Origin of the sequence: Novosphingobium anseongense, from assembly GCF_037482895.1 — a bacterium.
Lineage (GTDB): Bacteria > Pseudomonadota > Alphaproteobacteria > Sphingomonadales > Sphingomonadaceae > Novosphingobium > Novosphingobium anseongense.
In genome coordinates this window covers 113,579-125,430 of the sequence record NZ_JBBHJZ010000001.1, presented here as the reverse complement: position 1 = coordinate 125,430, position 11,852 = coordinate 113,579, and the positions used below count along the sequence as shown (strand labels likewise).

10 protein-coding genes are annotated in these 11,852 nt (G+C 66.4%); 3 read left to right on the top strand and 7 right to left on the bottom strand.

Annotation, left to right across the window (positions count from 1 at the left end):
- Nucleotides 1–4 precede the first annotated feature (4 nt).
- The 4 genes from nirD to WG901_RS00560 form a co-directional block, all read right to left on the bottom strand.
- The gene (nirD, locus tag WG901_RS00575; RefSeq protein ID WP_339585083.1) at nucleotides 5–361 is read right to left on the bottom strand and encodes a nitrite reductase small subunit NirD; all 357 of its coding nucleotides are present in this window, start codon (nucleotides 359–361) and stop codon (nucleotides 5–7) included.
- Nucleotides 358–2,841 carry a nitrite reductase large subunit NirB gene (gene nirB, locus WG901_RS00570; RefSeq protein ID WP_339586612.1) on the bottom strand — a complete coding sequence of 828 codons (2,484 nt, stop codon included), beginning with the start codon at nucleotides 2,839–2,841 and terminating at the stop codon, nucleotides 358–360. The genes nirD and nirB overlap by 4 nt, the downstream gene beginning before the upstream one ends.
- A 286-nt stretch (nucleotides 2,842–3,127) precedes the next feature.
- Entirely contained in the window at nucleotides 3,128–4,450 is a 1,323-nt protein-coding gene (locus WG901_RS00565; protein ID WP_339585082.1) for an alginate export family protein, read from the bottom strand.
- 107 nt (nucleotides 4,451–4,557) lie between these two features.
- On the bottom strand, nucleotides 4,558–5,817 hold the full coding sequence (locus WG901_RS00560) for a nitrate/nitrite transporter (RefSeq protein ID WP_339585081.1): 1,260 nt from the start codon (nucleotides 5,815–5,817) through the stop codon (nucleotides 4,558–4,560).
- Nucleotides 5,818–5,909: 92 nt separating this feature from the next.
- Between WG901_RS00560 and WG901_RS00555 the strand changes: the two genes are divergently transcribed.
- Nucleotides 5,910–7,628, top strand: coding sequence for a protein kinase domain-containing protein (locus WG901_RS00555; protein WP_339585080.1), 1,719 nt, complete (start codon nucleotides 5,910–5,912; stop codon nucleotides 7,626–7,628).
- Between the two features lie 242 nt (nucleotides 7,629–7,870).
- Here WG901_RS00555 and WG901_RS00550 read toward each other — a convergent pair whose 3' ends face one another.
- From WG901_RS00550 to WG901_RS00540, 3 genes are read right to left on the bottom strand one after another with little or no spacing between them, the layout of a single operon-like run.
- Nucleotides 7,871–9,079 carry a CmpA/NrtA family ABC transporter substrate-binding protein gene (locus WG901_RS00550; RefSeq protein ID WP_339585079.1) on the bottom strand — a complete coding sequence of 403 codons (1,209 nt, stop codon included), beginning with the start codon at nucleotides 9,077–9,079 and terminating at the stop codon, nucleotides 7,871–7,873.
- Entirely contained in the window at nucleotides 9,079–9,657 is a 579-nt protein-coding gene (locus WG901_RS00545) for an ANTAR domain-containing response regulator (RefSeq protein WP_339585078.1), read from the bottom strand. The genes WG901_RS00550 and WG901_RS00545 overlap by 1 nt, the downstream gene beginning before the upstream one ends.
- A gap of 43 nt (nucleotides 9,658–9,700) precedes the next feature.
- Entirely contained in the window at nucleotides 9,701–10,831 is a 1,131-nt protein-coding gene (locus tag WG901_RS00540) for a glycoside hydrolase family 130 protein (RefSeq protein WP_339585077.1), read from the bottom strand.
- Between the two features lie 140 nt (nucleotides 10,832–10,971).
- Here WG901_RS00540 and WG901_RS00535 point away from each other — a divergent pair, with 140 nt between their 5' ends.
- Together WG901_RS00535 and WG901_RS00530 are read left to right on the top strand one after the other, a co-directional pair.
- On the top strand, nucleotides 10,972–11,205 hold the full coding sequence (locus WG901_RS00535; protein ID WP_339585076.1) for a hypothetical protein: 234 nt from the start codon (nucleotides 10,972–10,974) through the stop codon (nucleotides 11,203–11,205).
- A 70-nt stretch (nucleotides 11,206–11,275) separates the two neighbouring features.
- The gene (locus WG901_RS00530) at nucleotides 11,276–11,851 is read left to right on the top strand and encodes an NADPH-dependent FMN reductase (protein WP_339585075.1); all 576 of its coding nucleotides are present in this window, start codon (nucleotides 11,276–11,278) and stop codon (nucleotides 11,849–11,851) included.
- Nucleotide 11,852: the final 1 nt, after the last annotated feature.

Genomic DNA, 11,852 nt, shown 5'->3' with positions numbered 1-11,852 from the left:
CGGGTCAGGCCGCCTTCGCCACGGCCGCGCGCTTGGCGACGACGGCCTCGCGCAGCAGGTAGATCCGGCCCGCGTCCACGCGCAGCGGGATCGTCGGCACGCAGCCTTCGTCGTCGCCGAGCGCCTCGCCGGTCTTGAGCGAGATGTTCCAGTTGTGCAGCGGGCAGGTCACGACATTGCCGTGGACGATCCCTTGGCTCAGCGGGCCCTGCTTGTGCGGGCACTTGTTCACGAGCGCATAGAACTGGTTGTCCATCGTGTGAAACACCGCGATCTCTTCGCCGCCGCGCACCGGCAGGGTGCGGGCGTTGCCCGGGGCGATCTGGTCCGTCGGACCGATGTCGAGCCAGTCTCCGATCATTGTGCGAACTCCAGGGGCCGAACTTCGGCAAGATGTTGGTGCAGCTCGGAATCCTCGCCCGCGGCGCGCTTGGCCCAGGGATCGTCCTGCATGAACTGCTGCGAGTAGCGGAAGCGCGCGGCGAGCTTGGCGACGGCCTCGGGATCGTCGAACAGGCCCGCCTTGATGTGATCGAGCCCGACGCGTTCGATCCAGGGGGCGGTGCGCTCGAGATACCAGGCCTGCTCGCGATAGAGCTGGGTGAAGGCGGCGCAGACGTCCATCGCCTCCTCCTCGGTCGCGACCTTGGTGAGGAAATCGGTGGCACGGACCTTGATGCCGCCGTTGCCGCCGACGTGGAGCTCGTAGCCCGAGTCGACGCAGACCACGCCGAAGTCCTTGATCGTTGCCTCGGCGCAATTGCGCGGGCAGCCCGAAACCGCGATCTTGAACTTGTGCGGCATCCAGGAGCCCCAGGTCATCTGCTCGAGCTTGACGCCGAGTCCGGTCGAATCCTGGGTGCCGAAGCGGCACCATTCGGAGCCGACGCAGGTCTTCACCGTGCGCAGGGACTTGCCGTAGGCGTGGCCCGAGACCATGCCGGCGGCGTTGAGATCGGCCCAGACCGCGGGCAGGTCCTCCTTCTTGATGCCGAAGATGTCGAGCCGCTGGCCGCCGGTGACCTTGACCATCGGCGCGTTGAACTTCTCGACCACGTCGGCGATCGCCCGCAGCTCGCGCGGATTGGTCAGCCCGCCCCACATCCGCGGGACCACCGAATAGGTGCCGTCCTTCTGGATGTTGGCGTGCATGCGCTCGTTGACGAAGCGGCTCTTCTGATCGTCCTCGTATTCGCCGGGCCAGGCGCAGAGCAGGTAGTAGTTGAGCGCCGGACGGCACGAGGAACAGCCGTCGGGCGTGGTCCAGTGCAGTTCCTGCATCACCTGAGGTATCGCGCGCAGGTCCTTCTCGATGATCAGGCGGCGCACGTCGTCGTGGCTGAAACTCGTGCACTTGCAGACCGTCCTGGGGCCCGACTGGATGTCGTCGCCCAAGGTGATCTTGAGCAGGCTCTCGACCAGGCCCGTGCACGAACCGCAGCTTGCCGAGGCCTTGCACTGCGAGCGGACGGCATCGAGGCTGCAGGCGCCGCCCTGGATGGTCTTGACCACGGTTCCCTTGGAGACGCCGTTGCAGCCGCAGATCTCGGCATCGTCCGAGAGGGCGGCAACGGCGGCATTAGGGTCCGCGAGGGCGCCTCCGCCGGACGCGAAAGCCTGGCCGAAGATCAGCGCGTCGCGGATGTCCGAGACGTCCTCACCCTTCTTGAGCAGGTCGAAATACCAGGAGCCGTCCGCGGTATCGCCGTAGAGCACGGCACCGACGAGCTTGTTGTCCTTGACGATGACGCGCTTGTAGACGCCGCGCGAGGCGTCGCGCATGACGATGTCCTCGGCGCCGTCGCCGCCCGAGAAATCACCGGCAGAGAAAAGGTCGATGCCCGAAACCTTGAGCTTGGTCGAGGTGACCGAGCCGAGGTAGCCGGTCGGCGCATCGGTGGCGTGATCGGCCAGCGCGCGGCACATGTCCCAGAGCGGCGCGACGAGGCCGTAGCAGGTGCCGCGGTGCTGGACGCATTCGCCCACGGCCATGATCGCCGGGTCCGAAGTGACCATGTGGTCGTCGACCATGATGCCGCGCTCGACTTCGAGCCCGGCCGACTTGGCCAGCGCCGTCGCGGGACGGATGCCGACTGCCATGACGACGATGTCGGCGGGGATCTCGCGGCCGTCCTTGAGCTTCACGCCGGCGACGTGACCGTCCTTTTCCATGATTTCGGCCGTGTCGGCGCCGGTGAGGATGACCTGGCCGCGACTCTCGAGCTCGGTCTTGAGGAGGTAGCCGGCGGCTTCGTCGAGCTGGCGCTCCATCAGGGTCGGCATCAGGTGGATGACCGTGACCGACATGCCGCGCAGGTTGAGACCGTGCGCGGCTTCGAGGCCGAGCAGACCGCCGCCGATCACGACCGCCGAACCGCCCTTCTCCGCCGCGGCGAGCATCTTGTCGACGTCGTCGAGGTCGCGGAAAGTGACGACGCCGGGCAGCTTGTGGCCCGGGACGGGAATGATGAAGGGATCGGAGCCGGTCGCGATCAGCAGGCGATCGTACGGTTCGACGCGGCCCGAGCGGGCGATGACGGTCTGCGTCGCGCGGTCGATCTGGTCGACCGGATCGCCCGAGATCAGGTCGATGCCGTTCTCTTCGTACCATTCGGCCGTGTTGATGACGATGTCGTCGAAGGCTTTCTCGCCCGCGAGCACCGGCGAGAGCATGATGCGGTTGTAGTTCACCCGCGGCTCGGCGCCGAAGATCGCGATCGAGTAGCGGCCCGGATCGCGCGCGAGGATTTCCTCGACCGCACGGCAGCCGGCCATCCCGTTGCCGATCACGACCAGGCGTTCGCGGGTGCCGCTACCGGGGTTGTCGTTTCCGAAGGTCATCGGCGCATTCACGTCAGGTCTCCGTACCGAACGCGCACAACGAAAAAGCCGCCTCGAATCGATCCTTTTGGGATCATTCGGGCGGCTCCGTTGCCACGCGTTGTCTAATGAAAAGCGGCTGCGCTGGTCCGCCCGACGTTGGGCGGCGCTATCTCGCTTGCCCTCTGTCTAACCGATTCTGCGCGCCGGGAGCAAGTCTTTTTTGCAGTGCAGCAATTTCGTCCGGTTATGGGGAGAGAAACCAAGCCGCAGAGCGGCCAGTCGCCCTCCCCTTCCTGGGGAGGAACTAGAAAGACACCTCGGCCTGGAGCCAGAATTTCTCGGTATCCTGGTCGCCGGCGAAATCGGCAGCGCCGTGGCGCTTGTAATTGGCATATTTGGCCAGGACGGCGACTTGGCCGAGCTTGAAGCCCAGCGAGGCGTTCCATTCGTCGCCAAAATCGAGCCCGCCGACGTCGCTGTCGAAATTGTGCCAGATCACCGCGGCGTTGAGCCCGGGCAGCGCCTTGATCCCGTCGAACTTGTAGGCCGCGCCCACGTAAGTGTCGCGCAGGCCCTTGGCCGGGGTCGTCAGGAACAGATCGGCCCAGCCGTTGAACTTGTGCAGGGTCGCCATCGGCATCTGCACCGCGCGGCTGGCGCCCGCGGCGGCAGCGCGGTCGCTGCCGAGTTCTTCGTAGCCGGCGGTCAAGGTCAGCTTGTCGATCGCCAGGCCGCCCTCGCCGGCGATGTAGTCGGCCGCATAGGCGACGGGGTTGCTGCCGTAATCGCTCTGCCGGGCATAGGAGGCCATGAGATTGAGCTTCAGCTTGGGTGCGATCGGGAACGAGCCCGTCGCCTTGCCGCCGTAGGACTGCGACGAGTTGGCGCGGAAGAACACGGGGTCGTAGTCGAGCAGATAGGCGAAGGCGCGCAGGTTGACCGGGCCGGCTTTGGCCGTGGCATTGAGGAAGACGAAATCGCCGTCGTAGTCCTGGCGCGGTCCGGCCCCGGGCGCGAAGTCGGCGGTGCGACCGGCGTCGATGCCGAAGATCGTGCGCTGGCTGATCGCATAGGTCGCGTCGACCGCGATCGGGCCAAGCTTGGCCTCGGCGCGCACCGCGTCGAAGGTCTGCTCGTTCTGTCGCCAGGCGACCGAGCCGACCCAGCGCTGGTCATCGATGTTGATTCGCTGACGGCCGAGCGTGAGCGTCGCCGCCTTGCTCTTGTACTGGATCTGCGCGCGGTTGAGGTCGATGTTCTCGGGATCGGGAACTACCGAGAACTGCGGCCGCCGCTGGCCGACCGCAACGGCGAACGGAAACGCGTTATAGTCGGCACCGATTGCCAGGGTGCCCTCGCCCTCGACCAGGGCCGAAAGGCCCGAGGCATGCCTGAGTTCGACACCGGCGCGCAAGCGCAGGGTGACGGCATCGGCCTCGCCCGTGAACGTGGGCGTCGTTGGCTGGTCGACGTGTTCCCAGCGCAACCGCGCGTCGACGATCGGATCGAGCGTCAGGCCGTCTCCGACTTTCACCGGGTCACCGAATTTCGGTGCCGGAGCCGCAAGCGCAGGTTGCACAAGACCCAGCGGCGCCGCCAGCGCGGCCGCCGTTATGAATTTCCTCATGGTGTGATCCCTTCCTGACGGTTCTTTGCGCGTCAGGCTCCTCCCCCGCCGCGTCACCCTCGCTCTCACGAGGGTGACGGGCTCGTCTTTTGATAGGTCGTTCTTGCTTAGATGCGCACGCCCTGGACTGCGGCGCCCCAAGTCGTCCGCCAGCGGCTCTTGACCAGAGTCAGGCCAAGCAGCGCGATCACGGCCAGGCTGGCGAAAACCAGGAAGCCAGGGCTGGTGCTGCCGGTCAGCTTCTTGGCAAAACCGAGCGACGAGGCGAGGTAGAAGCCGCCGACACCGCCGCCGAAACCGACGAGGCCGGTCATCACGCCGATCTCCTTGCGGAAGCGCTGCGGGACGAGCTGGAAGACCGCGCCGTTACCCACACCCAGCGTCCCCATGACGGCCAGGAACAGCCCGATCGTCAGCGGCAGCGAGGCGCCGGCGAAAGCGATGCCCGCCAGCACGATCGCAGCGAAGGCATAGACCGCGGTCAACGTCCTGATGCCGCCGAAGCGATCGGCCAGCGCGCCCCCGATCGGGCGCAACATCGACCCGGTGAACACGCAGGCAGCCGTGCAGTAGCCGGCGATGACCGGGGTCAGCCCAAAGCTGTCGGCATAGTAGGTCGGCAGCGAGTTGGAGAGGCCGACGAAGCCGCCGAAGGTCACGAAGTAGAACAGCATGAACCACCAGGCGTCCTTCTCCTTGAGAATGGCGGCATAGGCGGACAGCGGCTGCGGCGCGGGCTGGTCGGGGCTGTCCTTGGCGGCAATCATGTAAAACACGAAGACCGCAATCAACGGGATCAGCGCCAGGCCGAAGACCTCGTTCCAGCCGAAGGTCTTGGCGAGCAGCGGCGCGAACAGCGCGGCAAGCACGGTGCCCGAATTGCCCATGCCGGCGATACCCATGGCCTTGCCCTGGTGCTCGGGCGGATACCAGCGGCTGGCAAGCGGCAGCGCCACGGCGAAGCTGGCGCCGGCAAAGCCCAGGATCACGCCGATCGCCAGCGTGCCCTCATAGGTCGAGATCCCGAAGTGCCAGGCGACCGCCAGGCCGACGATGACGATGAGTTGGTTGATCGCGCCCGTCCGTTTCTGGCCGATGCGGTCGCCAAGCAGGCCGTTGACGATGCGCAGCACCGCGCCCGCGAGCGTCGGCACGGCGACCATCAGGCCCTTCTGCGCGGGGTCGAGCCCGAGCTCCTGGGAGATGATAGGCGCCAGCGGCCCGAGCATGACCCAGACCATGAAGGCGACGTCGAAATAGAGGAATGAGGCGATCAGGGTCGGGCGGTGGCCCGCTTTCCAGAAGCTCTGGCTGGCATTCGGCCCGGAATCCATGCGGGCACCCTCCTTCATGGCAAGCGTACTCATTGGCATGTCCCCTTCGGACTTGACGAGACGGAAGTGAAACCGATCCTCACGCGGGCGGGCGTGGTGCACGCACACGTGAGGGGGCGAAGAAATTGCGGGATGCGAGTCAGGCGGACGGGCAGCTTGTGCTGGCGGCGGGCTTCGCGAGCGCCTGCGGGCCGCGCGAAGAGAACCAGGACTTCGGCGGCGTCCACATGGGCACTGCGCTCGAACGCATGCGGCAGGGTGTCATCGCCGCGGTGGCCGACGGCGTCAGCGGCGGCAAGCGCGGCCGCGTCGCCGCCGAGCTGGCGGTGCGCGCGCTGATCGAAGGCTTTTACGCGATGCCCGACACGCTGGGGCCGGCGCGCGCGATGCAGGCACCGCTGGCGGCCTACAACCGCTGGCTCAACGGCATGGCGCGCAGCGACGACATGGAGAATTCGGCCAGCACATTCACCGCGCTCGCCCTGCGCGGGCGCCGCGCGCACCTGGTCCACGTCGGCGATAGCCGCGCCTGGCGTTTCGCAGGCGGCAAGCTGACCTGCCTCACCAAGGACCACGTCCGTCCCGAGCCCGACCTGCGCCACGTGCTGATCCGCGCGCTGGGCATCGAGCCCGAACTGCGGCTCGATCACGCGACGATCGAACTGGCCGAGCACGACCGCCTGCTGCTGACCAGCGACGGCATCCATGGGCCGCTCAGCGACAAGCGCATTGCCGCGATCCTGGGCCAGCAAAAGTCCGCCGAAGCTACGGCAGAAGAACTGGTCGAGGCCGCGCTCGAAGCTGGCGGCAGGGACAATGCCACGGCCGTGCTGATCGACGTCGTCCGCCTGCCCGCGCCGGACCACGAGGGCATCCTCGCCGGCCTGTCGGCTCTGCCGGCAGTCGCCCCACCGGCGCCTGGCACCAGTTTCGACGGCTTCCGCATCGACCGCGTGCTCAGCGAGGGCAGATACGCGATCCTGCTCGTCGCCGAGGACACCGAAGCCGGTGGTGAAGTCGTGCTCAAGTTCCCGCGACCCAATGCGCTCAGCGAACGCGCGATCCGGCTGGCCTTCGCCCGCGAACTGCTGCTGGCCCAGCGCGTCGCCAGTCCTTTCGTGCTGGCCGCGCATCCGGTTCGCCCCGACAGGCAGACAGCGCTCTACTGCGTCCAGCCGCTGCTGACCGGCGAGACCATGGCCGATCGGCTCAAGCGGGGAATGCCGCCGCTCAAGCTCGCCGTCGAACATGCCATCCGCCTGACCCGCGCGGTCGCGGCCTTGCATCGGCTCGAGGTGGTCCACCGCGACATCAAGCCCGACAACGTCATGCTGACGAGCGCCAAGAATGAGGATGGGGGCGGACTGAAGCTCATCGACCTCGGCGTCGCGCGGCTGCCGCGGGTCGAAGATTTCCACGGCGACGAGATCCCCGGCACGCCGGGTTTCATGGCGCCCGAGCAATTCTCCGGAAATGCCGGTGATGATCTGACCGACCAGTTCGCGCTCGGCGTGACGCTCTACCGCTGGTTGACCGGACACTGGCCGTTCGGCGAACAGGAGGCCTTCCAGCGGCCGCGCTTCGGCCGGCCGACACCGCCCTCCAAGCACCGGGCCGAAATACCGTCCTGGCTCGACGACGCGGTGCTGACCGCAATCCAGCCCGATCGCGAAGCGCGGTTCAACGACGTGATCGATCTGCTGCGCGCACTCGAACGCGGCGGATCGCTCGAAGTGCGGCAACGCCGTCCGGTGCCGCTGATCGAGCGCAATCCGGTGCGGTTCTGGCAGACGGTCAGCCTGGGGCTGGCGCTGGCGCTCGCCCTTTCGCTGATTCTGCGCTGACTTCACCGTGCCCATGGGGCCTATGCTCCGCTCGTGCGGACAACGCAAAAAAGCCGCCTCGACTTGGTTCCTCGTAAGGGACCAATTCGGGCGGCGACGTTGCCACGCAATGTTTCGTTGAAGCCCAGTGGCGCTCTAGTCCGCCCGTCCTTGGGCGGCGGCCGGCTTGGCTGCTGAAGGGAAGGCTAACCGATTCGCAGGGACTTGGTAAAGGTCTTTTTGCAATGCAGCATGAAACGATATCAGCCGAGCTGTGCGATGTACTCGGCAAGATGACTGGGATCGAATACGCGCCCGTCAAAAAAGGCGTTACTTTCCAAAGTCATCGTACCCTGCTGGGTCGAGACGGAGGTCTTCTGCCGAAGACTGCCTTCGACCTTCGAACTGGCCCCCGGCAAGGGCTCCCCGGTGCCGATTAGTGCACTGCGGTATACGTCGGGACGGAAGACGCGAGCTGCCTTTTCGGCGTTCGCCGAATCGAAGGTCAACCCGTCCCAGCGCACCATCTGCGTGTAGAGCCACTCGGCCTGGCTGACCCAGGGGAAGTTCGCCGCCTCGCGGTACTGGAACATGAAGTCGGGATATTCGACGATCTCGCCGCCGCGCGCGAGCAGTAGCTGGTCGGAGATCGCGCGACGGATCAGCACGGGATCGCCGTCGAGATATTCGGCCCGGGCCAGGATCGCGGCATTGGCTTCCCAGTTGGCCGGATCGACGAAGTGCTTGCCCGCGCGGCACATGGCACGGATCAGCCGCTCGACCGTGCCGCGCTTCTCGGCGAGCACGGGTTCGCGCAGCGCCAACACCTTCTCGACGCCACGCCGCCAGACCTGCGCCGTGGCGAGGACGATCTGCCCCACCCCGCGCTCGACCGCGACCGAATTCCACGGCTCGCCCACGCAGATGCCGTCGACCTCGCCCGCTTCGAGCGCGTCGGCGCAGAACGGAGGCGGCACCGTCGTGATCTCGACGTCGCGGTCGGGCATGATGCCGCAGGCCGCGAGCCAGTAGCGCAGCATATAGTTGTGGCTCGAATAGCGATGGACCACGCCGAAGCGCAGCGGGCTGCCGGCCGCCGCGCGCTCGCGCACGACTTCGGCCAGCGCCGCACCGACCTTGGCCGGATCCCCGAGCTTGCCTTCCGCACCCACGAGTCGGGCGATGTCCGAGCGCAGCGTGATCGCATTGCCGTTGAGCCCTAGCACGAAAGGCACCGACAGCGGCTGCGCCGGGCGTCCGCGGCCCAGGGTCGTCGCGATCGCCAGCGGCGCGACCATATGCGCGGCATCGCTGTGGCCATAGAGCAGCCGGTCGAGCACGGTCGCCCAGGACACGTCCTTGACGAGGTTCAGCGAAACCCCCTCGTCCTCGGCGAAGCCGTGCTCGCGCGCGAGGATCGGCAGGCAGCCATCGACGAGCGGGAGGAAGCCGATCGTCAGTTCCTCGGCCATCACTTTCCTCCCATGAGCTTGTGCGCCGTGATGATGGCGTCGGCGATTTCGGCGATCTTCTTGCCCTGGTCCATCGCCGCCTTGCGCATTTCGGCATAGGCCTTGGGCTCGGGCAGGCCGCGGCTGTCCATGAGAATGCGCTTGGCCTTGTCGATCGCTTCGCGATCCGCGAGCCGCCCTCGCGCCTCGTCGAGATCCGACTGCAGCCGCGCGAAGGCGTTGAACCGCCGCACTGCGACGTCCATCAGCGACTTGATGCGGTTCGCCGCGAGACCGTCGACGACATAGGCAGAGACTCCGGCGTCGATCGAAGCGGCGATCGTCTCGTCGTCGCTCTCGTCGACGAACATCGCGATCGGCCGGGCCAGCGCCCGGCTGACCGCGAAATATTCCTCGAGCACGTCGCGCGACGGATTGCCCAGGTCCATGAGGACGATGTCAGGCGCGATCTCGCCGATCCGCGCGACGAGGCCACGTCGTTCGGTCACCACGAAGATCTCGCAGTCGTCGAGCGACGCGAGTCCTTCCTGGATCACCGAAGCGCGCGCGGCGCTTTCATCGACGATGGCGATGCGCATGCGAGCCTATTGCACTGCAACATCGGCTTTTGGCAACGGGGTGTCAGAAGTGGGCCTTCGGAATGTGCGTTATCCGGCAAGCGAGATCTGCCTCGCCCGAGGCGACGATGAAATGATCGCCCGCTTCGACGATGCCCGTCGTGAACACGACGTCGCGGATATAGATCAGATCGTCGATCGGTGCCGTCAGCGCAGGATCGGCTTCGAGCAGCGGATCGTGGCTCGTCGCGATCGTGCGAGCGGGGTTCTCGGCATCGAGTAGCGACCAATATGTGCGGTATACGCCGACGAGTCCGCGCGGCTCGACCCCGTGCCACAAGGTCAGCCAGCCGCGCTGGCCTGCGATATCGGTCAGGATGGGCGGCGTCCCCCCGCCCATCCGCGCGGTCGCAACCGTATTGGCATGGGGCCGGATGCCCGGTTCGAGATGCGGCTGCCAGTGGCGGCAATCGGGCGAGGAGGCGAGATTGATCGAAGGCCCCGCGCGCCATTCGCTGCCCGGCGGATAGGCGAAATAGAGATCGCCGAGCGGCCGCGTCTGCGCCCAGAACTTGCCGCCGATCAGGCCCTCGAAGATCAGCATGTCCTTGTTCTGGTGATCGAGCACGATGCCCTCGAAGATCCAGTCCAAGGCATCGTCCGAAGAGTAGAGCGTGGTCGAATGCCGCTCGGGACTGACCGAGCAGGTCGTCATCCAGTACCGGCCCTCGACCCGACTGATCCGCGCGTCCTCGAGCCCATAGCATTGCCAGGATCCGGTCGGCGCGACGGCCCGGTCGTAGTGGATCGTAACCACCGCGAGTCCATCGGGCGACATCTCGACCGGGAGCAGCCACGACAGCGAGGTCAGCGCCATGATCTTCCAGCCGCCGCCGTCGCGAAGCATGAACTTGCGCGGATCGGCGGTGTCCGCGTCTTCTAGCGGCCAGCCGTCGAGGACATATTTTCCCTCGTCCCAGCGAATCGCATGAACCTTGTCATCGAAGATGGGTTCGCGCAGCGCCTCGGCGATCCGCACGAGCATCAGCAGATTGCCATTGGGCAGCCGGGTGAGCGCGGGATTGAACGCACCCAGCACATAGGTCTCGGCCGCGAGATGGCCGGCCAGCGGTGATCGCGACAGGTCAACCATCGGCGGTGTGAAAACGAGGCGATCGACGGGAAATGCGGCCATGGCTTGCGCCCCCTGCGGTTTCGACATTCCCAGCGGAAAGTCCGCGCACGCCTGAGGGTTCCGGGAAGCCCTGCGCACGACGCGGAACCCGCGCCGGTTCTGGTCGTTTCTGAGGCCGCATGTTCAACGGAGTATCCGACATGGCTGAAGATCGCACCGTAATCGTCGAAACCCCCAGCCGCGGCGGCGGCTCGGGCTGGGTCATAGCGCTCGTCCTCGTGGTTGCTCTGGTCGTGGGCATCGTTTTCTTCAGCCGCATGAGCGACAGCGAAGCGGTCAAGGACAACGCCGTCGCCAATGCCGCGGCAAATGTCGGCGATGCTGCCAAGGATGTCGGCAGCGCCGCGAAGGACGTTGCCAATCCCGCCAAGTAAGCGCCTCTCCGCGGCTTGACGGCGCGAAGCCGCACCCGCCAGGGTGGCGCCGTCAACCGTGGAGGATCGCGTGCCCGCAACAGAAGAAACGTCCCGTCTCAATGTGCTCGCCTTTGCGGGCAGCTTGCGGCGTGACTCGTACAATCGCGCGCTGGTCAGGGCCGCGGTCGAGCTTGCTCCGAACGGTATGGCCGTGACCGTCTTCGACATAGCCGAAGTGCCGCTTTACGATGGCGACGTCGAAGAGGCGGGCGATCCAGAAGGCGTGGCCCGCTTCAAACAGGCGATCGCTACGGCGGACGGCGTGATCATGGCCACGCCCGAATACAACCACGGGGTGCCGGGGGTGATGAAGAACGCGATCGACTGGGCCTCGCGCCCGCCACGCGGCGCGGTCCTGGCTCGCAAGCCAGTGGCGATATTCGGCGCTTCGCCGGGGATCACGGGCACCGCGCGCGGACAGAGCCAGTTGCGCCAGGCTTTCACCTTTACCGAAAGCTACTGCATGCCCCAACCCGAAGTGCTCGTTTTCCGCGCAAACGAGAAGTTCGATGCAGAGGGCCGTCTGACCGACGAACGCACGCGCCAGGGCGTCGCGCGCTTTCTGACCGCTTTCGCCGACTGGGTCCGCCACTGCCAGCGCTAGG

Coding starts and splice junctions, on each gene's coding strand:
- nirD (WP_339585083.1), bottom strand. CDS start 361: ATGATCGGAGACTGGCTCGACATCGGTCCGACGGACCAGATCGCCCCG.
- nirB (WP_339586612.1), bottom strand. CDS start 2,841: ATGACCTTCGGAAACGACAACCCCGGTAGCGGCACCCGCGAACGCCTG.
- WG901_RS00565 (WP_339585082.1), bottom strand. CDS start 4,450: ATGAGGAAATTCATAACGGCGGCCGCGCTGGCGGCGCCGCTGGGTCTT.
- WG901_RS00560 (WP_339585081.1), bottom strand. CDS start 5,817: ATGAGTACGCTTGCCATGAAGGAGGGTGCCCGCATGGATTCCGGGCCG.
- WG901_RS00550 (WP_339585079.1), bottom strand. CDS start 9,079: ATGGCCGAGGAACTGACGATCGGCTTCCTCCCGCTCGTCGATGGCTGC.
- WG901_RS00545 (WP_339585078.1), bottom strand. CDS start 9,657: ATGCGCATCGCCATCGTCGATGAAAGCGCCGCGCGCGCTTCGGTGATC.
- WG901_RS00540 (WP_339585077.1), bottom strand. CDS start 10,831: ATGGCCGCATTTCCCGTCGATCGCCTCGTTTTCACACCGCCGATGGTT.
- WG901_RS00535 (WP_339585076.1), top strand. CDS start 10,972: ATGGCTGAAGATCGCACCGTAATCGTCGAAACCCCCAGCCGCGGCGGC.